21 protein-coding genes are annotated in these 20,743 nt (G+C 46.6%); 7 read left to right on the forward strand and 14 right to left on the reverse strand.

Annotation, left to right across the window (positions count from 1 at the left end; translation table 11 throughout):
- Window positions 1-59: 59 nt before the first annotated feature.
- Window positions 60-473 carry an alternative ribosome rescue aminoacyl-tRNA hydrolase ArfB gene (gene arfB / locus OH455_RS06245; protein WP_269980750.1) on the reverse strand — a complete coding sequence of 138 codons (414 nt, stop codon included), beginning with the start codon at window positions 471-473 and terminating at the stop codon, window positions 60-62.
- 96 nt (window positions 474-569) lie between these two features.
- A complete protein-coding gene (locus OH455_RS06250) occupies window positions 570-998 on the reverse strand; it encodes a PACE efflux transporter (RefSeq protein ID WP_045975910.1) in 429 nt (142 codons plus the stop codon).
- Window positions 999-1,089: 91 nt separating this feature from the next.
- Between OH455_RS06250 and OH455_RS06255 the strand changes: the two genes are divergently transcribed.
- Window positions 1,090-1,971, forward strand: a complete 882-nt coding sequence (locus OH455_RS06255) for a LysR family transcriptional regulator (protein ID WP_269980751.1) — start codon at window positions 1,090-1,092, stop codon at window positions 1,969-1,971.
- A 6-nt stretch (window positions 1,972-1,977) separates the two neighbouring features.
- Here OH455_RS06255 and OH455_RS06260 read toward each other — a convergent pair whose 3' ends face one another.
- Entirely contained in the window at window positions 1,978-2,589 is a 612-nt protein-coding gene (locus OH455_RS06260) for a LysE family translocator (protein ID WP_269980752.1), read from the reverse strand.
- A gap of 103 nt (window positions 2,590-2,692) precedes the next feature.
- Here OH455_RS06260 and OH455_RS06265 point away from each other — a divergent pair, with 103 nt between their 5' ends.
- Window positions 2,693-3,568: a LysR family transcriptional regulator gene (locus OH455_RS06265; protein ID WP_269980753.1), complete on the forward strand. Its 876-nt coding sequence runs from the start codon at window positions 2,693-2,695 to the stop codon at window positions 3,566-3,568.
- 8 nt (window positions 3,569-3,576) lie between these two features.
- On the opposite strand, the gene OH455_RS06270 is transcribed toward OH455_RS06265, so the two are convergent.
- Window positions 3,577-4,137 (reverse strand): TetR/AcrR family transcriptional regulator, encoded by a 561-nt coding sequence (locus OH455_RS06270; RefSeq protein ID WP_269980754.1) that lies wholly within the window; start codon window positions 4,135-4,137, stop codon window positions 3,577-3,579.
- Between the two features lie 90 nt (window positions 4,138-4,227).
- On the opposite strand from OH455_RS06270, the gene OH455_RS06275 reads away from it, so the two are divergent.
- Together OH455_RS06275 and OH455_RS06280 are read left to right on the forward strand one after the other, a co-directional pair.
- Complete coding sequence (locus tag OH455_RS06275; protein WP_269980755.1) at window positions 4,228-4,758, forward strand: dihydrofolate reductase family protein; 531 nt, start codon at window positions 4,228-4,230, stop codon at window positions 4,756-4,758.
- 206 nt (window positions 4,759-4,964) lie between these two features.
- On the forward strand, window positions 4,965-6,119 hold the full coding sequence (locus OH455_RS06280; RefSeq protein WP_269980756.1) for a histidine decarboxylase: 1,155 nt from the start codon (window positions 4,965-4,967) through the stop codon (window positions 6,117-6,119).
- A 56-nt stretch (window positions 6,120-6,175) separates the two neighbouring features.
- Here OH455_RS06280 and OH455_RS06285 read toward each other — a convergent pair whose 3' ends face one another.
- The 4 genes from OH455_RS06285 to OH455_RS06300 all read right to left on the reverse strand — a co-directional run bounded on the left by OH455_RS06285 (window position 6,176) and on the right by OH455_RS06300 (window position 9,855).
- The gene (locus OH455_RS06285; RefSeq protein ID WP_269980757.1) at window positions 6,176-6,853 is read right to left on the reverse strand and encodes a hypothetical protein; all 678 of its coding nucleotides are present in this window, start codon (window positions 6,851-6,853) and stop codon (window positions 6,176-6,178) included.
- Window positions 6,840-7,775, reverse strand: a complete 936-nt coding sequence (locus tag OH455_RS06290; RefSeq protein ID WP_269980758.1) for a hypothetical protein — start codon at window positions 7,773-7,775, stop codon at window positions 6,840-6,842. Before OH455_RS06290 ends, OH455_RS06285 begins: the two co-directional genes overlap by 14 nt.
- A 7-nt stretch (window positions 7,776-7,782) precedes the next feature.
- A complete protein-coding gene (locus OH455_RS06295) occupies window positions 7,783-8,460 on the reverse strand; it encodes a hypothetical protein (RefSeq protein WP_269980759.1) in 678 nt (225 codons plus the stop codon).
- Between the two features lie 93 nt (window positions 8,461-8,553).
- On the reverse strand, window positions 8,554-9,855 hold the full coding sequence (locus OH455_RS06300; protein WP_269980760.1) for an alpha/beta fold hydrolase: 1,302 nt from the start codon (window positions 9,853-9,855) through the stop codon (window positions 8,554-8,556).
- Window positions 9,856-10,087: 232 nt separating this feature from the next.
- Here OH455_RS06300 and catB point away from each other — a divergent pair, with 232 nt between their 5' ends.
- The gene (gene catB, locus OH455_RS06305) at window positions 10,088-10,723 is read left to right on the forward strand and encodes a type B chloramphenicol O-acetyltransferase (protein ID WP_269980877.1); all 636 of its coding nucleotides are present in this window, start codon (window positions 10,088-10,090) and stop codon (window positions 10,721-10,723) included.
- A 161-nt stretch (window positions 10,724-10,884) separates the two neighbouring features.
- On the forward strand, window positions 10,885-11,733 hold the full coding sequence (locus OH455_RS06310; protein WP_269980761.1) for a pirin family protein: 849 nt from the start codon (window positions 10,885-10,887) through the stop codon (window positions 11,731-11,733).
- A 274-nt stretch (window positions 11,734-12,007) separates the two neighbouring features.
- Here OH455_RS06310 and copI read toward each other — a convergent pair whose 3' ends face one another.
- The 6 genes from copI to OH455_RS06340 form a co-directional block, all read right to left on the reverse strand.
- Window positions 12,008-12,553 (reverse strand): copper-resistant cuproprotein CopI, encoded by a 546-nt coding sequence (gene copI / locus OH455_RS06315; protein WP_269980762.1) that lies wholly within the window; start codon window positions 12,551-12,553, stop codon window positions 12,008-12,010.
- Window positions 12,554-12,615: 62 nt separating this feature from the next.
- Window positions 12,616-15,744: an efflux RND transporter permease subunit gene (locus OH455_RS06320; protein WP_269980763.1), complete on the reverse strand. Its 3,129-nt coding sequence runs from the start codon at window positions 15,742-15,744 to the stop codon at window positions 12,616-12,618.
- Window positions 15,745-15,746: 2 nt separating this feature from the next.
- Entirely contained in the window at window positions 15,747-17,453 is a 1,707-nt protein-coding gene (locus OH455_RS06325; RefSeq protein ID WP_269980764.1) for an efflux RND transporter periplasmic adaptor subunit, read from the reverse strand.
- 10 nt (window positions 17,454-17,463) lie between these two features.
- Window positions 17,464-18,822, reverse strand: a complete 1,359-nt coding sequence (locus tag OH455_RS06330; protein WP_269980765.1) for a TolC family protein — start codon at window positions 18,820-18,822, stop codon at window positions 17,464-17,466.
- 81 nt (window positions 18,823-18,903) lie between these two features.
- The gene (locus OH455_RS06335; RefSeq protein ID WP_269980766.1) at window positions 18,904-19,281 is read right to left on the reverse strand and encodes a hypothetical protein; all 378 of its coding nucleotides are present in this window, start codon (window positions 19,279-19,281) and stop codon (window positions 18,904-18,906) included.
- A 68-nt stretch (window positions 19,282-19,349) separates the two neighbouring features.
- A complete protein-coding gene (locus OH455_RS06340) occupies window positions 19,350-19,787 on the reverse strand; it encodes an acyl-CoA thioesterase (RefSeq protein ID WP_045975926.1) in 438 nt (145 codons plus the stop codon).
- 170 nt (window positions 19,788-19,957) lie between these two features.
- On the opposite strand from OH455_RS06340, the gene OH455_RS06345 reads away from it, so the two are divergent.
- Complete coding sequence (locus tag OH455_RS06345) at window positions 19,958-20,722, forward strand: ferredoxin--NADP reductase (RefSeq protein WP_269980767.1); 765 nt, start codon at window positions 19,958-19,960, stop codon at window positions 20,720-20,722.
- Window positions 20,723-20,743: the final 21 nt, after the last annotated feature.

A 20,743-nucleotide genomic window follows, 5' to 3' on the forward strand; every position in this document is an offset into this window, starting at 1 on the left:
AATACCGCTTTCTTAGATTAGGTCGATTGACTATCTCAAGCTGGAGCGCAAAGGATATTTTAGTGACTCACCTTACCGCGCAAGGATTTTGTTTGTGACTTTATTCCTTTGGCTTTTAGGCGTCTTTCTTTCGAAGCTCTTGTAGGTTTGGTCGCGCGGCGTTTTTTCTGTACGACATTAGCGGAGCGAATCAATTCGGCGAGACGATTAAGTGCGTCGTCTCTGTTCTGCTCTTGAGTGCGGTATTGCTGCGCTTTGATGGTGATAACGCCTTCTTTCGAGATTCGTGAATCATTTAAGGCCAGCAAGCGCTCTTTATACACCGCAGGAAGTGTTGAGTGCCTTATATCAAACTGCAGGTGTATCGCAGAAGAGACTTTATTCACATTCTGGCCGCCAGCACCCTGAGCGCGAATTGCCGTAAGTTGAATTTCCCATGCCTGAAGCGTGACTGTGTTTGAAATAGTGAGCATTAATGAAGTGAATTTGCCGAGTAATAAGCGAAGTGTAAAGCGAATAGCGGCTAAATACCACGAGCTTTGATAAAACCAAAGCCCGTGAATCTGCGTTTATGCTGAAGTAGCCAGTCGCTGAGTGGTAATGCGTTGACGAATCGCGTCGTAAACCCAGTTGAAGCCGATGGAGTAAAGGACGAAGAAAATCACCACGCCAATATCCATGACTAACACTGACCAGAATCCGAGTTGCAGTGTCCACATTAGAACTGGGAAAGAGATGATCATCATGCCCAATTCGAATCCGAGCCCGTGCAGAATACGTACTTTGGCGGTTCGCTTACTGCGGTCTGCACCGAATACTTTGTCGTAACCATAGTTGTAAATGTAGTTCCAGCCCATCGCTATCATTGATAGTGCGATTGCAAGCCCCGCCATTTTTCCCGCGCCGTTTCCAGTGATCAGCGTTGCTAGCGTCGCCATTACAATCAAGGCAACCAGTTCAAATAGCACCATATGTAGAATGCGTTCTTTATGTGACATTGCTTCTCTCTCACTTATGTACTGATTATTTGCTATAAATAATATCGGTAGTTATGATTGAATAAAGATAGTAACTATCACTAATGATGATATGTATAACATTGAGCAACTAAGGATGTTTGTTGAAGCCGTTGAGCAGGGCTCCTTTTCCGCTAGTGCGAGAAAGTTGGGCAAAGTGCAGTCGGCGGTGAGTCAGGGGATCAACAATCTAGAGATTGACCTGAATATTCAGCTATTTGATCGTTCGACGCGTAAGCCGACGCTGACCCGTGAAGGGCGTCAATTGTTTAAGCAGGTCAAAGCGATTGTCTTGCAGGTGGAAGAGCTGAATGCCTCTGTGGAATCGATTGAAAACGGCGATGAGGAACTAATTCGCCTTGCTGTAGATGATGCGCTCATGGTGCCGAGTTTACCGAAGATACTTCATCAGTTTGCGGAGGCCTTTCCGGCAACAGAGATCGAACTGATTTCGACCGCCAGTATGGATGTCGTCGAGTCTTTGACTTCACGTCTGGCAGACATTGGCATCATGTTTACTGATTTGGATTTTAGTCAAGACATTCACCCGTGCTTTATTGGCCATTTGCCGTTTAAAGCGATCTGCCATCCAGCTCACCCTCTGGCTGACCTGGATACGGTCACGATCACTGATGCCATCAAATACCGTCAGTTGTTACCGCGTGGTAACCAAGGCGCCACCTTACAGCAATTTCCCGTGTTAGCATCCAAGGTGTGGTGGTCAAACAATTTTAGCTCGATTAAGCACACTATTCTGCACGGCAACTTAGGTTGGTCCTATCTGCCCGCTCACATGGTAGATCCTGCTATTAAGTCAGGTGCCTTGGTTGAATTACGTGTTTCGATTGACCACAAGACTTGGAGCCCTCCTGTGGATGTGGCGACCTTGAAAAGTTCAGGTAAGGGTCCGGCACTCTTATGGTTGGAAGAGCACCTCAAGCAACTGCTTGACTGATTCTTATTATGCTTTGGTTGCCAATAAGGCGCCGAAAGAGACAAGCGCAATGCCGCAGGCTTGTTCTAGCTTTTTCTTCAATTTCAGCAAGCGCGTTTGAAGGGTTGGCGAGGTCAGCAGGACGGCTACCAAACTAAACCACAGCCCGTGGAGCAGAATCATATAGCCACCGTAAAACAGTGCTAGAGTCATTTCTTCGCCGTTGGGAGAAATGACTTGACTAAAGATACTGACAAAGAACAACATGGTTTTTGGGTTCAATGCGTTACAAAGCCAGCCTTGCAATGCATAACGCCACTGAGCTTGATGGCTTTCCATGCCTGCTTGTTGCTCTAATTCGTTGCTGCTAGATAAAAATCCTTTTATACCTAGATAAATCAGATACGCAGCGCCGAGATATTTTAGGCATTGGAAAAGAAAAAGGTTTTGTGAAATTAAGTAACCAATACCTAGAATTGAGTAGGCGATGTGAAGCGTAATCGCGGTACTAATGCCAATGGTGGTCCAAACACCTGCCGCTCTTCCTTGTTGAATACTGTTCCTCAACACTAAGACAAAATCTGCCCCGGGGCTAATAACAATAAAAAAGCCAAGTACGGCTAAACTAACAAATTCCATTGTGAACCTTTGTATATTGTTTATAAGATGTAGCTATTGTAGGAAGCTTTCCTCCTTTCTATAATCGAAACTATTGCCAAAGAATTGTGAGATAATTTCACATATGCGTCACCTTAAAGCGTTTCACGCATTCCACATCGCAGCATCGTCCCGCAGTTATACGCAGGCAGCAGAGCAGCTCAATCTGACGCATGGGGCCGTAAGTAAGCAAATCAAGACATTAGAGCAGTATTTGGATAAGCGCCTGTTTCATAAACAAGGTCGAAATGTGGTGCTAACCGAAGAAGGGCAACTGCTCAAGAGCTATACCGAGCAGGCGTTTGGCGCTTTATCGGCAGGTGTTGCCAAGCTCAACAGTTTTGATGCTCACTCTTTGGAAGTGTCCTGTGAACCCACGCTTACCATGCGCTGGCTGATGCCCAAGCTGGACGAATTCTATTCTCAAACAGGGACTGATGTTCGCTTATCCACGGCAGGCGGCCCAATCCATCTGGTCAATGCGGGGCTGGATGTCGCGATTCGTCGTGACGATTTCCCGATCCCGTCGCACTATCAGATAACTTCTTTGGTGGAAGAGTGGGCGGGTCCAGTGTGTAGCAAAGAATACTGGGAGAGCATTCAAGGTGATATACAAAATGCTAAGGTGCTGCATTCTCAAACGCGTTTAACAGCGTGGCAAGAGTGGTTAAATGCTTCGTCTCTCTCAGGAGTCACAACAAAATCCCAGCAAAGCTTTGCTCATTTCTATTTTTGTTTGCAGGCGGCAAGTGACGGGCTTGGGATTGCTATAGGTTCTTACCCACTGGTACATCATGACATCGAGCAGGGGCGGTTAATTGCGCCAATGGGCTTTTCTCTCACCGGGCACAATTATGTTGCCATCCAAGACGCCGATCATCATTCCCCATTGAGTACGCCATTCATCAACTGGATGAAATCGGAAATGAGTGACTGCTTACCTTGTCACTGTGCAGCATAGCCCTTGCGTTATTGACCAGACATTAAAGCGCGGCAATAGAGTGAAAGTGGTCCTGTCATCATGTTTTCATCGAGTAGGTCGGTGTTAGGGTTGCAATTAAGGGCTAAAGCAAACCCGTGCAGGTAATCCGCCAAAAGGTCAATGGCATTACGCTCCTCTGCCTCGCTCAAAGACAATGGTGCGATAATAGATTTGAAGCGCTCAACGAAGACCATCGCTGGGCTGACAGATTCCATGCTAAGCAAGGTGGTCAATAATCCTGGATAGCTCTTCAACAACTGGACATAGCTGGTTGCTAACTGCGTGAGCTCATGTTGCCAGTTTTGGTTAGTTTTCGGCAGATAGATGTCTTCAATTAAGGAAACCGTGATGGCTTCCAGCAGCGTATCTTTGTTTTTGAAATAGTGATAGATGGCCATAGCGTCGACATCTAACTCACTGGCCAGTGCCCGTATACTAGGAATTTTTCCCTGTTCTTTCATCATTGATTTTGCAACCGAAAGAATCCGTTCCTCACCTAATTGAGTTTTTTCTCCTGCTGGTCTTCCGCGTTTCTTCTTGACAGTCATTTTGTTATCTCGTTATAGTATTTTTATTAATTCTACACTGTAGAATTAATGGTGTCGAGTTCGTTTATCTATCACTATCGGAGCTGTTTTATGTCTAACATCGTATTTATTGCTACTAGTCTAGACGGGTATATCGCGGATAAAGAAGGTGGTCTTGAATGGCTACATTCGGTTCCGAACCCAGATAATCATGATATGGGGTTCTCTACCATCATGAAGCGAATCGATGCGCTCGTGATGGGGCGAAACACATTGGATGTGATTTTAGGCTTTGGTGGTGAGTGGCCTTATTCCAAACCTGTTTTTGTATTGAGTAATACAATGGACAAGGTGCCAGAAGGTTACGAAGACAAGGTCTTTTTGGTTAAAGGTGTTCTGGAGAGTGTACTGGAGGAATTGAATGGTCAGGGTTACAAAAATCTCTACATTGATGGTGGAAAAACGGTACAGAGCTTCCTTCAGCAAGACCTGATTGATGAGATGATCATCACTACGATTCCAGTATTACTTGGTGGAGGCGCACCGCTGTTTGGTGAATTAGTGAATCCATTGAATTTCAAGCTGTATAAGAGTGAAACCTATCTGGCAGCTATTGTTCAAAGTCATTATGTAAGAGATTGAAAAATAGTAGAAATGTCAATGTTTATAATGCCAAATAATTGATATATATAATATTTAAAGTGGATGTTCTCTTAGTGTTTCATCAGCTAAATGTAGTAATTTCCTATCGCCAGTCACACATCCGAATTTAGCGTTCGATTTATTGTTGTAATTGTTTGTCGAAAAGGGCATTTAAACGTCGATAAATTGGACGTAAAGGATTGAACATGCCGCTTTCTTATGATGATACTCAAAGACTTAGGGAGTTTTACAAAGTATGCCTCGATAGCCAACATCAGATGTTGGGATATCCAGTGGCGACAGATTACGACTATCAGGACCTATGGTCTTTCTTCCAGTTTTCCATTAATAATGTGGGTGACTGGGCGGAAACGTCGAACTACCCAATGAATACCTTTCCCTTTGAGCAGGATGTTGTTGAGTACTTTTGTCGGCTATTTCATACCAACACAGAGAACGCTTGGGGATATGTCACTAATGGTGGCACTGAAGGTAATATGTACGGGTGCTATTTGGCACGCGAACGCTTTCCTGACGGTGTGGTGTATTTTTCCAAGGATACCCACTATTCAGTAATGAAGATTGTTCGCTTTCTCAACGTTGAGCACTGTGTTGTAGAGTCTCAGGCGAATGGTGAGATGGATTATGACGCGCTTGAATCCGCTCTTAAGGAAAATTGGAATAAACCACCGATTATTTTCGCCAATATTGGCACGACTATGTTCGGAGCGATAGATGATCTAGAGCAGATTCAGGCTCGATTGTATAACGCAGGATTTGGTCGCGATCAGTACTACATCCATGCGGACGCCGCGTTACACGGACTAATTGTTCCTTATGTGGACAACCCACCCCCATTTTCGTTCAAAGACGGCATTGATTCCATATCAGTATCTGGACATAAAATGTTGGGCTCTCCGATTCCATGTGGCATGGTGTTGGCGTTGAAAGAGCACACCGATAAGATCAGCCATCAGATTGAGTACATTGCTGCGCCAGATAAAACACTCACAGGCTCGCGTAATGGTTTAACGCCTTTATTTCTATGGAAGTTTATTCGAAGTACCAGCGAACAAGAAAAAAGAGAACGAATTCAAAGCTGCCTTGAATTGGCAGAGGACACGGTTCAGGTACTTAACCAGCATAATATTCCAGCCTGGCGAAACGCCAATTCAACCATCGTTGTATTCCCCAAACCTTCTGAAGCCATATGGAGAAAGCACCATCTTGCGGTTGCAAATGGTATGGCACACATCATTATCGCAGGTCAGACAGTGAGCAACCGAAGCAAATTGAATCAAGTTCTGGATGATTTGATGAGCGAGCAAGCTTATACGGAGATGGCTCTCTGTAAAGAGTAACAGTGAAAAGGGCCAGAGTGCCCTTTTCTGATTTGCAGTGAGGGAAGCAAATTATCTTACTCCCAAGAGTAAGTCGTTTTCTTGTTAGGCTTACGCTTCTTTTCAACCTCTGTCGCACAGAGATAGTCTTCTCGAAAATCAGGGTGGTTTTTCATCTCCAATGGGACAAATAGTCGGATCTTAGTCCCCGCGACGACAACTGTTCGATTTCCCATCACGGCGATATCACCACGATGTAACCTGATACCCTTCATGGTTTTGACCGATGAGCTAGACGAGGAAAGCACCACTGGATAGCCAAACAACGTCAGTTCTTGATTGGTCAGAGTGACGGTTTCTTTGAATGTCACCTCAAAATACTGTTCTTCAGAACGAATAATACTTTCCAGTTCACGCACTTTACCTTCCACTGACGCGGAAAATACCCACTGGCCGAGTATTGTTTCCCATTTGCCGCCCAGTCGCAGACATTTCTTGTAAAGAAATTGATTCTTGCGGCCACTACTGAGTGTGCAAATGTCGATGCTGCTTTGTTCTTCAAGGGGAAGGGTAAGCTTAAAAATAGCTTCGTTGGAGTAGTATTTGTATTTGTTCGATACTTCTTCAACATGCAGCTCAACTTCACCTAACGGCAAGTCACGACTGTAATCGTCAATGATGATTTTACAATGAGAACGTCCAGTGGACGCGAGAAAGAAATCTCGCTCTTTTTTCAGAATATTAAAGGTTCTCATTGTCGCCGTTCGTTTCTCGTAGAATCTGTTTCATCAAAGCTTGCTGTTCGCGATCAATCGTGTCTTGTTTAACTGGTTGCGCAGGTTCCATCACTTCTTCCCAGGCGGCTTCCGATGTGTTTTCAGTCGATGCGCTTTCACTTGCCCCACGCAGTTTATCAATGCGAGAAAGAATACTTCCGACTTTTCCACTCGGCTTTATACCTTGTTTCATTCGACGCTCAATTTCACGATCAGTTTCCGTAGGTTCGACTTTGAGCACGTTCTGCTCAACGTCTTTTTCTCTTTGGTCGAGTGTCAGATCGAGGTTGTTTTGCACTTCCTGATAGGCGTTGATGTACAGCACTTTAAATTCTTCGGCAAGATTCTTCTCAGACAGTGATTTCAGGTAGCTGTTCTTACGGTTAAAGATGTACTTTTCAACGCGAGTTTGCGGATCTTTCTTGATAAGGATTCGATGGCGAGCTTCAAGAATTTCGTTGTTGAGCGGAAGGTCTTTCAGCATAGAAAGCAGGGCCAACGCGGGCGGCCACTCTTTACCTGCTACCAAACGCTCACGTAGATGATGAACAATGCGCTCAACATCTTCGATCGAAAGCTCAGAGGCAAACGCCGCAAATTCATCATCCGGCTCTGAGCCGTACATGTGAGTGAACTGGGTGGAGAAATTCTCCTGCATCTTGCCAAAGAAACCCATGATGTGTTTGCGTTGCTCTACGGAGTACGGACGAAGCACATCCTTCAAATCCTGATTGAATTCGCTGCTAACTTGCATTTGGTTTGAGCTGGCTGCAGGTGTTGCAGGAGTTTGAGTTTGCTGAACAACGGGGGTGTTAGGTTTGGTAACCTGTTGAGTTGTTTGAGCGGGCTTATCCTGACTTTTTTGCTTCCAAGAAGAGGCGATCTCGTTGATATCTTTCATCTTTTACCTAGTCGTCAAAATCAAAGTTGAAGTTCGCCATCTTTTTCTTGAAGGCTTGGTTGGGTGACATTTTGGTTGCTGCAGGTTTTTTATTACTAAAGCCTTTACCTTGTCCGTAACTCTTTTCCGTGTGCAGATGTGCGTGAAGGCGACTATTAAGGTCATCCTGACTCATCAGTGGCTGACCAATGGCCTGAACTTTTTCCACAAAGCTTGCCCAGACGTTGGTCTGATTGGCGAAACCAGTGCGGAACATAATGACTTCTGCCCACGACTCGATCACATTAGGTGACAGTTCAGCAAGGTTGATCATTTTGCCAGTGGAAGCCGATGGATTGAGTGGCTTCACCTGCATTTTATGGAATTGTGGCACTTTGGCAATCGGCTCTGAGGTGGCATACACAGGAATTGAGTGCTGGTTGCCAACGTTTAGTTTGCACTTGATGTTGCCCTGCTTACGGGTATACGTCTTGCTTAGTGAAATAATGGCTTGTTCAACCGCCAGTTTGCCAAGGACATGGTCAATCGTGGATTCAGAACCGTTGGTCATTTCCTGCAACTCCGCCATGGTGGTAATCACTGCACCGCTGCGATCGGACAATTCTGCCAGAGCGAGCAAGATGAGCTTTTCTTCCATAGTGACACAAGCATGAGACCAAACTCGTTCAATAAATTTTGAAGACATGTTCTGAATCCAGAAATAACAGACTAATAAGGAAATTATACGATTTGACAGGGCGAACACCAACAATTGATCTCAGTGTTCGCCTTGATTTCGTTAAACCAGCGTGAGATTGGCGGCAGTTTGTTCACCCATCTCGAACAGTTTGTCGAAAATACGTTCGCCATCAGCTCTAAGACCGTTGTGCTCGTATTCGTTTGTTATCCATGCTTTAGCATTGGGCATCATTGCCAGAGTTTCGCGGCTGATGTCCATTTCAACAAACATGTCATCGGCGTAAACTGCGCAGCTGACTGGTACTTTGTTGTTTGAAAGCTGATCAGCATCATATAACGGCGACCAGTCCTGCTTTTCTGCTAGTAGGTCAGCGGCTTGCTTTAGCGGTTTTAACGTCACATATTGGTCAAACATCCAAGGGAATACCATTTCGCCAGTAAAGTAAAATGGCTGGCCCGACTGATAATTAAACGCCTGATGATCTTGACGAACGCGGTGTGCACTCCACTTTGAAGCAAAACCCTGACAGTAGATAGACTCGTGCAAAATGGCATAAATCGGATTGGTCTGGAAGTTTTGTTCCATCAGCATACTATTGAGGAATTCATAACGAAGCTGATGCTTACCGTTCACTGTAATGAATGCGTTTTCAAGCAAGTAGTACGTGGGTAGGAAAGTATCACTAACGCCAAAGTTAATTCCAATTTGCTGGAATTGTTCAATGGTAAAACGCTGGCCATTGGGTAGAAACTCTTCATTTTGCAAAAGATGATCAGCAATCTGCTGACATAGCTGCTGAGCTTTCGGGAACTGGCTAAAAAAGGCTTGGTTCTTTTCCATCGTGCGCTTAAACGTCGCACGATAGACATCGTCTGGGTGACGAGAAACAGAAGGCACGCCGCCTGTGATGTAGCTACGCGACAAGCTGTCTGGGAACATAGACAGATAAGTCAGAGAGCAGAAACCACCAAAGCTCTGGCCTAGGATAGCCCATTTATCGACACCGAACTGTTCACGGACGAATTCCGCATCTCGCACTATGTTATCTGCGCGAAAATGGCTCAGATACTCTGCTTGTTGTTGTGGCTGTATATGGGCCAATGTTTGGTGATTAACAACCGAGCTGTTACCCGTGCCCCGTTGATCAAGCAACAACACGCGGTAGTTTTGCAGTGCGCGTTTTATCCACCCGTTATTGCCGTTTTGGCGGGGTGACGGAAACCCTGGTCCACCCTGAAAATAAACCAGCCACGGTTTAGACGAATTCTTATCTTCAACGAGAGACACTTCACGCGCAAAGATATCAATCTGTCCTTGTGCTGGGTCTGAGTAATCCAGTGGCACTGAGAATATGTGGGGGATGTAATCTAGTCCTGCGTCAATAAATGCTTGAGCGTTCATTATTAATTCCTTTTCTGAAGTTGGGCTACTTTACTCTGGTTGAAGCCGATAACCAATCCTATCCAGTCAATTCTGAGCTACCTATAGTTGACTGTGTCCGACATTGCCCATTGGATTTTACTTAGCCGTGCCTTGCCAGTGTTGCGTAATATTTTACTCAGGTAGAAAAGAGAGCTTTTGGGATATCTAGTGATGGTGTAAATTGGTGGAAAAACAATCAGGTATCTCCACTATGCAAAACTATTTCGATTCTCCGTTTGCGGGCAAACCGATTGCGGAACAAATTACAAATCCCAATATTATTGTTGGCCGGCACAGTTACTATTCTGGCTATTATCATAAACACAGTTTTGATGATTGTGCCCGGTACCTCTCTGCTGAGCGTGATGATGTTGATAAGTTGATCATTGGTAATTTTTGCTCTATTGGATCTGGTGCTGTGTTTATGATGGCTGGAAATCAAGGGCATCGTACTGACTGGGCAAGCACTTTTCCTTTCTTTTATCAGGACGATCCAAACTTTTCTCAGGCAAAAGATGGCTTTCGGCCAGCAGGTGATACTGTCATCGGCAATGACGTGTGGATTGGGTCTGAGGCCATAATTATGGCTGGGGTTAAAATTGGGGATGGCGCGGTCATTGCCAGCCGAGCGGTGGTAACAAAAGATGTGGCACCCTATGAGGTTGTTGGATCTAATCCAGCCAAGCACATCAAGTTTCGTTTTAGCCAAGAACAAATTAAGCAGCTATTGGAAATGGAGTGGTGGCATTGGCACGACGAAGAGCTAAAGGGGGCGATGGAATGGTTGTGCTCTAAAGATATTGCAGCGCTTCACCGCTACTGGCAGAGTTACATTGCTGTTTCGTGATAGTTAATATACAGCCACAAATGGCTTTTAAGTCGATTAGGTCGGCAGAGGTAGCCGCCTTACAAACATTCAAAAATTTTGAATGAATAGCTCGAATTCTTATGCTCAAGATTCGATTTGAGGGCGATAGACTGTAGTTATCGCTCTTGAGGAGAAAGAAAATGAGTCAACGTCGAGAAATTCGTCAAATCATTCCAGCGCACGCCACATCCGATGGCGATGGGGTCAAAATTAGCCGCGTGGCGGGTTTTAACAACGCAGGTCTTTCGCCGTTTCTGATGATAGATGAGCTGAAGTCCGATCAGCTTTCTGACTATATAGGCGGCTTTCCCCCCCACCCTCATCGTGGCATTGAAACTTTGACCTATATGCTTAAAGGTCACTTCCAACATAAAGATCACATGGGGAATGTGGGTGAATTGCGTTCTGGTGGCGCTCAATGGATGGCGGCAGGACGTGGAGTCATCCACAGTGAGATGCCTATCATGCAAGATGGTGACCTACATGGTTTCCAAATTTGGATAAATCAGCCAGCGCGCGACAAGATGAAACCCGCTCAGTATCACGACTTTCAGCCTGAAACCATCACAGAGTATCAAGATGAGAGCGTCGGAGTATTGCGCGTTCTAGCGGGTGAGGTATCGGTTGACGGGCATGTTCAGCAAGGACCGTTGAGTGAAACTGGAGTCCCTTTATCTGTGTCCGATTGGCGAGCTGAAACTAACCACCAGATTAACTTACTTACGCCGCTGAAATTTAACATGATGCTGTATGTTTATCAGGGTGAAATTAGCTTGAATGGACAGCACGTGCAACATGGTGAGATGGCATTGTTATCAACGGGTGAAGCCGTGAGTTTTGTTGCAACAAAAAGCAGCGGAGTACTGATTCTCCTTGGTGAACCTATTGACGAGCCCATCGTGCATTATGGTCCATTTGTAATGAACAGCATGCAAGAAATTGAACAAGCGATCAGCGACTACAACAGCGGCGAGTTTGAAAAATACTGATAGTAAACCATATGAATAGATAGTTGCACTATTTCGTCTAAACTTTACCTATTAGCTCCTGAACTTGGGAGCCATTGAACACAAAAAGCGAATAATCCACTGCCATTCACTTTTTGTTTTGCCACGTGTCTAAGATACGTGGCTTTTTCTTTGATATAGCAAAACATGTTTGACTTACTAGGTGGTGATTTATTACTTGGTCACTTTCCGCATCCGGTGAAATATTTTAGTCACGTCAAACGGCCTGCCAGCAACAGCTGGCAGGCAAGGAACGTTACAGTTCGAAAGATTTGACCATGCCAGCTTCAGCATGGCCTGGGATGTTACAGGCAAACTCAACTTTGTTATCACCATGGAAATGCCAAAGTAACTGCTTGGCTTTGCCCGGAGCAACCGTCACTGTACTACCAGAATCATGAGCGTGGTTGCCCATTTTCTTCATCATCTCACGGTGCTTGAGTTGCTCTTGTGCTGAGCCTATTGAAAACTCATGGTCGATTTTCCCTTTGTTCATGACCACAAACTGAACTACGTCATTCGGTTCTATATCCACCTCTTTTTTGAATGTAATGCTCATATCATCGTCTAGGATCACGTGGACCACTTTGTCCGGTTTAGCACCTTTGGCAGGCATACCGACATCGGACATCTCGTCCATGTTCATTTGTGAGTGGTCCATCCCCTTCATATCGCCCATCATTTTCGAATGGTCCATACCTTCCATATTCATTTTGGAATGATCCATGGATGAGTGATCCATTTGAGCGAGAATTTGAGTGCTAGCCAGAGTCAGTGCAAGTGCCAGAATTGTTTTTTTCATCATTGTTTCCTTAAGTAGTAGGGTGCCCCGAAGCATTGAGCTACGGGGACATGGTTCTATGGTTATGAGTGACGTGAGATTTCTCTTTGTTTCCACAATTTGAAAATGGCCGGTAATACCAGAAGCGTGAGTAGCAGCGCCGATGCCATTCCACCAATCATAGGGGCGGCGATTCGCTGCATGACTTCAGAGCCCGTACCTTCGCCGTACATGATTGGCACAAGACCTATGATGACGGTCAGAACGGTCATCATCACAGGTCGAACTCTGAGACCTGCGCCGTCTCGTATCGCCATCGACAGATCATCGGAAGTAATGGCGTAATTCTGCTCTTGGGCATCCAGCTTTTTGTAGTGCCAGGCTTGGTTGAGATACACCAGCATGATGACGCCAATTTCGACGGCGACACCCGCGAGGGCAATAAAGCCGACCCCAACGGCAATCGAGAAGTTATAGCTGAGGTAATGCATCAGCCATAAGCCACCCACCATGGCGAGAGGGAGAGTCATCATGATGATCAGCACTTCGCCAATGCGACGGAAGCTGAAGTAAAGCAGCAGCATAATGATCGCCAGCGTAATCGGTACCACGACACTTAAGCGCTCTTTCGCGCGTTCCATATATTCATACTGACCTGACCAAGCCAGAGAATAGCCAGCGGGCAGATTGAGCTGATCAGCTACGACTTGTTGTGCTTCTGCAACGTACGAACCGAGATCTCGTCCATCGATATCAACGAATACCCAGCCATTAGGTCGAGCGTTTTCTGTTTTGATCATCGGTGGGCCGTCTTCGTAACGAATATCAGCAACATCAGCCAGTGCGATACGAGCGCCATTTGGGGTAACCAGAGGTAGGTTCTGCAATTTCACCACTGAATCACGGTAGTCCTGTGGGTATCGAACATTAATCGGGTAGCGTTCCAGCCCTTCTATGGTTTCCCCAACGTTCATGCCTCCTACCGCAGTGGAAATTACGCGTTGCACATCTTTTATATTGAGACCATAGCGAGCGGCGGAGCGACGCTTTATATCGATAGTGACGTAGCGTCCTCCTGCTACACGCTCAGCATAAACAGACGCCGTACCATTGACCTGATTGAGAATAGGCTCCAGTTCTGCCCCGATTTGTTCAATGACGTTAAGGTCAGGGCCTGCAATTTTGATCCCAATAGGCGTTTTAATGCCAGTTGCCAGCATGTCGATGCGGGTCTTGATTGGCATGACCCACGCATTGGTTAGCCCGGGGAACTGCACTAGATCGTCAAACTCTTTGCGCAGCGATTCGGTGGTTACACCTTCACGCCATTGTTCGCGAGGTTTCAGCTGTATGACGGTTTCAATCATGGTCAGCGGTGCGGGGTCGGTAGCGGTTTCGGCGCGTCCGATTTTCCCCCATACCGTTTCAACCTCAGGGACGCTTTTAATTAACTTATTGGTTTGCTGTAACAGCTCTCGTGCTTTACCAATCGAGATGCCCGGATAGGTGGTCGGCATGTACATCAAATCACCCTCATCGAGTGGAGGAATGAATTCGCTGCCAAGCTTACTGGTTGGGTAGTAAGCCGATGCCATAAGTCCCATCGCAATGACGATCATGGTTTTAGGGTAGTTCAGGCTCAGGTTGAGTAAGGGTTTGTAAAGCGAGACTAACCCTTTGTTTACTGGGTTTTTGTGTTCTGGGAGCACTTTGCCACGAATGAAATAGCCCATCAGAACAGGCACTAGCGTAATCGCTAAGCCAGCAGAGGCCGCCATGGCGTAGGTTTTGGTAAATGCCAGTGGCGAAAACATTTTCCCTTCCTGACCTTCCAAAGCGAAGACAGGGACAAAGCTCAACGTGATGATTAGCAGAGAAAAGAACAGCGGTGCACCGACTTCCTCTGCGGCCTTGCCGATGACTTGCCAGCGATTCTTATCGGTGAGCGGAGTTCGTTCAATGTGCTTGTGAACGTTTTCTATCATCACGATTGCGCCGTCGACCATAGCTCCAATGGCGATGGCAATACCACCCAATGACATGATGTTGGCGTTAATCCCTTGCCAATGCATGATCATAAACGCAGTCAGAATACCCACTGGTAAGCTCAAAGCGATAACCAGAGAAGAGCGGATATGGAACAGGAACAAAGCACAGACAATCGCAACTACGATGAACTCTTCAGCCAGTTTCTTCCATAAGTTTTCTACCGCCGAGTCGATCAACGTAGAGCGGTCATACGTCGGGACGATTTCGACGCCGTCAGGCAAGCTGCGTTGCAGCTCGGTCAGTTTGGCTTTGGTTTTGGCGATCACTTCACTGGCATTCTCACCGAAGCGCATCACAATCACGCCACCAACGGCTTCCCCTTCACCGTTGAGCTCAGAAATGCCACGACGCATTTGTGGGCCAAGGCTAATATCCGCGACATCACCCAACAGAAGCGGGGTGCCTTTTTCAGTTACCTTAAGTGGCAGTGAGCGGATATCTTCTATGCTAGTCAGGTAGCCAGTGGTGCGCACCATGTGTTCGGCTTCAGCGACCTCAATCACGGAGGCACCTGTCTCCTGATTACCGTTTTGAATCGCGTTGTTGACCTGCTGTAATGTCAGGTTGTAAGCACGCAGTTTGGCGGGGTCAATCTGGACCTGATACTGCTTGACCATACCACCTACAGTGGCGACTTCCGATACCCCATCAACGGTTTGCAGTTCGTATTTGAGGAACCAATCCTGCAAGCTGCGTAACTGGGCTAAATCGTGTTGTCCGGTTTTATCCTGAAGAACATAGCTGTATACCCAGCCAACCCCAGTGGCATCGGGCCCCAGCGTTGGTTTAGCGTTTGATGGTAGGTTTGGCGCGACTTGGCTGAGATACTCCAGCACACGCGAGCGGGCCCAGTACATATCGGTGTCATCATTAAAGATGATGTAGACATAGGAATCTCCAAAGAAAGAGTATCCCCTGACGGTTTCTGCACCGGGTACAGCCAACATGGCAGTGGTTAATGGATAAGTGACCTGATCCTCGACTACCTGAGGTGCTTGACCCGGATAGCTGGTTTTGATGATCACCTGAACATCCGATAAATCAGGAATCGCGTCCACAGGTGTGTTTTTTACACTGTAAAGGCCAGCAAAAACAATAGCTAAAGTGGCAATCAATACTAGAAGTCTATTACTGATTGACCAACGGATAATTGCATTGATCATCGTTAGCCCTCATCCGTTGCCAATTGCTTGAGCAGGTAATCTGCACCTTGTCGTTCAACTAGAAATCGAACGCGCTGGCCTTCCTCAAAACCTGATAGATCCACTTCCTCACCAACCGAGAAATTCATCTCACCGGCCTGCCAGTTCCACTCCGCGACAGGGAGGTGGTTTAAGGTGATCATGCCAAAGTCGGCCATCAGCATAGAAATATCGCCTTGCAGCCAAAGCTCGCCAGCAACAACAGAGTGATCGACTTTGTAATCGACAATTTCGTACTGGCCAGACTCGGTTTTTTGCATTTCAAACTCTATGCTTTGACCTGTTGTGAAGGCATTCGCATCGACGTCTTTAGCGAGAGTAAAATTCATGACCATGCCCGGCCAATCCCATTCAGGTACCGGCTGGTGGTTGATCGTCAACATGCCATGATCAGCCATAACATCGGTGATCTCCCCTTTCGCCCAAACGGTCTCCTCATCGGGTTCAACACCATTAATGCGCGCAAGGTCGGCAGACTGGCTGGATTCAGAGTCGAGCATAAAGTGTGCGGAAGTCACCACTTGATCGTCTTGGGTTAAGCCCTGCAAAACCTCAACCCGATCTCCGGCTTCACGGCCTGTTTCGATGCGAGCAGAGCGGTATTTTCCTTGGCCTTGTGACAGAACGATGCGAGCCATGCCACCAGAGCGTATTACCGCAGATTTAGGAATAGTCAGTACCGACTCTTCACTGACAGGTTGAAGAGCAATGTTGGCGAACATATTGGGCTTGAGCTCGCCATCTGGGTTAGGGAATTTAAGTCTGACACGCAGAGTACGAGTATTAGGATCAAGAATCGGGTAGACGTAGTCGACCTTACCCTGCCATTTGTTGCCCGGTATGGCATCCAATGTCATCGAGGCTTCACTGCCAGCTTTAATCCATTGCGCCTGACGTTCGAACACTTCTGCGTCTACCCAAACATTGTTCAGTGGGCCTGCGCTGATCACTGCTTGCGCGGGTGACAAATACCCCCCTTCGCGAATGCTCAAACTTGCAATCACACCGTTAGCTGGTGCCTTTATTTCAATCGTTTGTGACGCTTCACCGCGTTTTAGAATCGCTTTAATTTGTGCACGGTCTACACCTAGTGTCACGAGTCGTTCAGTGGCACCTTTGACTAAGCCGGTTCGACCAGTTCGAGAGGCATTAAGTAGCTCTTCCTGCGCTTTCACCAACTCAGGTGAATAGAGCGTAAACAACACATCGCCTTTGTTGACTTTTTCACCGATCGCATTGATGAACAGTTTTTCAACCCAACCCGCGACGCGTACGTTGGTTTGCCACAGCTGGCTTTCATCAAACGCGATGTAACCGACCGTTTCAATGCGGGGCGAGAGAGGTTCTAGGGTAACGGGTTCGGACTTGACGCCGAGGTTGTTTTCTACCGACGGATCAATCGTAATGGTTCCGGGTTTATCTTGCTCTCCCGCCATGTCTTCGGCGTAAACTGGAATTAAGTCCATGCCCATTGGTGATTTACCGGGCTTATCTCGCTTGTAGTTCGGGTCCATCGGAGCAACCCAGTAGAGAGGTTCAGCAGAATCAGAAGAGCCAGACTCAGCCTTGGCGTCCATTCCCATGCTAGATCCGGCTAGGAAATGATTAGCGGAATAGCCCAGCGCGCCTCCTACCAACAGAGCGATAGCAGCGATTTGTAATGTTTTCATGTCAGATACCTTATTCTTGTTCGCCTTGAGCCAAAGTGACTGGCTCAACTTGATAATCAAAACCGTCCAGTAGGGCAGCTAAGTTGCTGTTCACAATGTTTAAATCTGCAATCAGACGTTGCTGTTCGAGTTGCAGAGCAAGTTCATCGGCAGAGGCCGTAATGACATCATTAAACTGAGACGTGTTGTTCTGATAACCTCGCTCAACCGCGCGAATTCGTGCGTTGGCCTGAGGAAGAAGGGTGGACTGATACCGTTCTAGTCGTTGGACTAAATTGGTTCGGTCGACAAGCAAGGCGTTGACTTTGGCATTCATCTGAGCCAGTAAGGTGTCTTTCTGGGACTTGGCCGCGCCGACCTGATATTGAGCCGCAGCGAGATTTCTGTCCTGACGGTTTCCCGTGAACAGGGGAATGTCCATGGTCAGATAGGCACTGACCAAGTCTGATGCAGGTTCTCCCATCATGCCGTTGGCCTGACGGTAGGCGTACATGACTTCAACGCCAAACTGAGGTTGGTAAGCCTGCTGTGCAATTTCAACCTGAGTTTCGGAAGTGGATATGGTTTGGCTGGCCATTTGTACCATTGGGTGCAGGGCGAGCTGCTGGTAATACTCGGAGCTTGCGAGGTTCTCGTTCAGCTGTTGGTCGAGCTTGGCCCAGTTGAGCTGATTGGATGCACTAACGTTTTGAATCTGTTCAGGCCAATTGGCTCCCAACCATTCTGAAAGCTGGGCCATTAAACGTTGTTGCATCTGCTGATTAGCCTGAAGCTTCTCATCCAGTTTGCTGACTTGAAGCTGAGCATTGAGCAGATCCTGAGCTTCGCTTTTACCAATCGAATAGTTGGTCTGAATGAAGCTCTCCATTTCTTTGAGCAAACGACGGTTTTCCAGCATGATAGTTTTCGCCTGCTGCTGATAACCCAGTTCAAGCCAGAGTTGGGTCATGCTGTTAATGACCTCCAGTTCTCGGGCATCGATTTGTAAACCAACGCCATCCGCTTGTTGATTGCTTTTCTTTTGTTGTAACTCCAGTGTTGAGCCACGCTCAAATTGTTGCATCAATCCGACGGAAATGTTCGTCATCGGATCTTCGTCGAATTTGAAGCTGTCGACAGGTAGGCCACCAAAACCAACTTTGATTTTGGGGTCCATTAGCGTGGCACTGGCAACGCCAGTCTCGCGCAAAGCTCGTGACTGAGCAAAATATTGCTTTCGATTGCTGTCGTTGTTGAGTGCCATGCTGATCAATTGTGATAGCACGACTTGCGGTTGGTGAGCCTGCTCTTGCAAGTTGCTTGCTGATACAGGCGCTAACCAGACCGCGGCGCTGACAGAAAGCGCCAGAATCCTTGGTTTGATTTTCACTATATTGTCCGTTTCCGAGTGCCTGACAGGCACGAAAAACCATCTCCCAAAGTATGCTGGGAGTCGATAACAGAGAACGGATTACGCTATCGGAGGGCGATAGAGTGAGCTTAAACGAGTAATGACCTGACCTTGGACATCTGAATGGATCAGAGCCAACTGAGTCGAGATTAGTAGAGGTTTATCAATTCGGGGAATGGGGGCGAAAACCGTTGCACACATCACGCTACAACAGTTATGAACCATCTCTTCGCTGGTTTCACAATGGTCTGATGGAATTGAAGAATCTGTCAGCGCTGGGCTCATGTTCATTGCCATGCCACAGTGAGCCTGCTTGCTACTGGAATCGCTGAGCATTTCGAACGTCATTAGGGTTTCGCTAGTAGCAAAACTGGATACCAACATAGCGGTCATGCTGATAAATAGAATCCAGTATTTACGAATCGAAGGGAAGCCCATACGTAACCTAAAATGACGATAACTCGGCTAGCATAAAGCTTCCCCCAGGGGTAAGGTCAAGCGGTGTATTAGGATTCTGCCGTCGCTTCTAAATTTAAAATGGACTGTTTGATTTGCTCAGGTAAGTTTGCTTTGCAATTGTTTTTAAAATCAAACATCACACAGGTGGCGCGCCCTACGGTACTGACTTTACCGACTTTCTTGCTCACAACCTGATACTCCATGGTGAATCTGTCTTCCTGAATGTCGACGACTTTAGACCCTATCATCAGAGTATCTGGATAGGTAATGGGCATTTTATAGCGGCAGCTTGTTTCACCCAAGACTGGGCCTATATGACTTTGGCTTAGGTTGACGAGAAGATTGATGTGCTCAAAGTAGTCGAGTCTTGCAGTTTCGAAGTAGCGAAAGTAAACCACATTATTGACGTGTTGGAGAGCATCCATTTCACCCCAAGCGACCGGAATTTTTGTGATGACCGGAAAGTCCTTCAGTAACGATTCCATGCGTGTTCCTTGCATTGGTTTTTAAAAGAGCTCTTATTCTAATGCTGAATCAAGTGGTTTTGTAAAAATGTTATCAAAATGTGATCTTTAATGACTAAGTAAAGGCCCGTCTTTACTTATAAAGATCAGAGGAGTAGGTTTTAAAGAGGTAACCTGATGGAGGATCTGCAATGACCGCACCCGATGGTTTTAATCTCGCCAAAGTGGAAAAGCGCACTGACTGGACGCCAGAGCTATTCAGTTTACGTCTTACTGGCGCACCTCTCACCTTTAAAGCGGGCCAATTTACTAAACTGGCCCTGTATGACGACGACGGCCAATTGGTCAGCCGAGCGTATTCAGTCGTCAACGCACCACTCAACAGCAGCGATATGCTGGAGTTTCTGATTGTTTCGAACCCTGAAGGCAAATTGACGCCGAAACTGCAGTACTTGAAAGAGGGAGACTCGGTATACGTAGGCGCTGCCGCCTATGGTGATTTGATTTTGAGTTCCATTCCTAAATCGACTCAGGACTTATGGTTGCTTTCAACGGGGACGGGTATTGGCCCTTTCCTGTCGCTACTCGATGACATTAATGTTCGCCCCGGATATGAAAAAATTGTTTTAGTGCATGGCGTTAGACATGAGAAAGATTTGGTCTACCGCTACTTGATTGAGCAGTTAGTTGATCAATATGAAGGTCGCCTGAGTTATGTGCCTATTGTGTCGAGAGAGCAGCACCCAAATACGCTATATGGCCGCATTCCTCAGCTGTTGGATCAGCGTGAAATCCAAGAAAGAGCGCAGGCAGAGCTCACTCAGGAGAACAGTTTTGTCATGCTGTGCGGAAACCCAGCAATGATCAAAGAGACCACCAAGATTCTGCAAAGTTTTGGGTTAGAAAAATTCCGTCGAGCGACAGGAGGTAACATCACCTTTGAGCGCTATTGGTAGGACTCAATTATCATAGGGAAC

Origin of the sequence: Vibrio sp. T11.5 (genome assembly GCF_027587155.1) — a bacterium.
GTDB classification, from domain to species: domain Bacteria; phylum Pseudomonadota; class Gammaproteobacteria; order Enterobacterales; family Vibrionaceae; genus Vibrio; species Vibrio neptunius.

What these genes read in the sequence shown, in the direction of transcription:
- OH455_RS06260 (WP_269980752.1), bottom strand. Translation starts at nt 2,589, where the DNA reads ATGGAATTTGTTAGTTTAGCCGTACTTGGCTTTTTTATTGTTATTAGC.
- OH455_RS06295 (WP_269980759.1), bottom strand. Translation starts at nt 8,460, where the DNA reads ATGTCTTCAAAATTTATTGAACGAGTTTGGTCTCATGCTTGTGTCACT.
- OH455_RS06265 (WP_269980753.1), top strand. Translation starts at nt 2,693, where the DNA reads ATGCGTCACCTTAAAGCGTTTCACGCATTCCACATCGCAGCATCGTCC.
- OH455_RS06325 (WP_269980764.1), bottom strand. Translation starts at nt 17,453, where the DNA reads ATGAAAACATTACAAATCGCTGCTATCGCTCTGTTGGTAGGAGGCGCG.
- OH455_RS06300 (WP_269980760.1), bottom strand. Translation starts at nt 9,855, where the DNA reads ATGAACGCTCAAGCATTTATTGACGCAGGACTAGATTACATCCCCCAC.
- OH455_RS06255 (WP_269980751.1), top strand. Translation starts at nt 1,090, where the DNA reads ATGTATAACATTGAGCAACTAAGGATGTTTGTTGAAGCCGTTGAGCAG.
- OH455_RS06310 (WP_269980761.1), top strand. Translation starts at nt 10,885, where the DNA reads ATGAGTCAACGTCGAGAAATTCGTCAAATCATTCCAGCGCACGCCACA.
- OH455_RS06335 (WP_269980766.1), bottom strand. Translation starts at nt 19,281, where the DNA reads ATGGGCTTCCCTTCGATTCGTAAATACTGGATTCTATTTATCAGCATG.
- arfB (WP_269980750.1), bottom strand. Translation starts at nt 473, where the DNA reads ATGCTCACTATTTCAAACACAGTCACGCTTCAGGCATGGGAAATTCAA.
- OH455_RS06340 (WP_045975926.1), bottom strand. Translation starts at nt 19,787, where the DNA reads ATGGAATCGTTACTGAAGGACTTTCCGGTCATCACAAAAATTCCGGTC.
- catB (WP_269980877.1), top strand. Translation starts at nt 10,088, where the DNA reads ATGCAAAACTATTTCGATTCTCCGTTTGCGGGCAAACCGATTGCGGAA.
- OH455_RS06275 (WP_269980755.1), top strand. Translation starts at nt 4,228, where the DNA reads ATGTCTAACATCGTATTTATTGCTACTAGTCTAGACGGGTATATCGCG.
- OH455_RS06270 (WP_269980754.1), bottom strand. Translation starts at nt 4,137, where the DNA reads ATGACTGTCAAGAAGAAACGCGGAAGACCAGCAGGAGAAAAAACTCAA.
- OH455_RS06290 (WP_269980758.1), bottom strand. Translation starts at nt 7,775, where the DNA reads ATGAAAGATATCAACGAGATCGCCTCTTCTTGGAAGCAAAAAAGTCAG.
- OH455_RS06320 (WP_269980763.1), bottom strand. Translation starts at nt 15,744, where the DNA reads ATGATCAATGCAATTATCCGTTGGTCAATCAGTAATAGACTTCTAGTA.
- copI (WP_269980762.1), bottom strand. Translation starts at nt 12,553, where the DNA reads ATGAAAAAAACAATTCTGGCACTTGCACTGACTCTGGCTAGCACTCAA.
- OH455_RS06285 (WP_269980757.1), bottom strand. Translation starts at nt 6,853, where the DNA reads ATGAGAACCTTTAATATTCTGAAAAAAGAGCGAGATTTCTTTCTCGCG.
- OH455_RS06250 (WP_045975910.1), bottom strand. Translation starts at nt 998, where the DNA reads ATGTCACATAAAGAACGCATTCTACATATGGTGCTATTTGAACTGGTT.
- OH455_RS06345 (WP_269980767.1), top strand. Translation starts at nt 19,958, where the DNA reads ATGACCGCACCCGATGGTTTTAATCTCGCCAAAGTGGAAAAGCGCACT.
- OH455_RS06280 (WP_269980756.1), top strand. Translation starts at nt 4,965, where the DNA reads ATGCCGCTTTCTTATGATGATACTCAAAGACTTAGGGAGTTTTACAAA.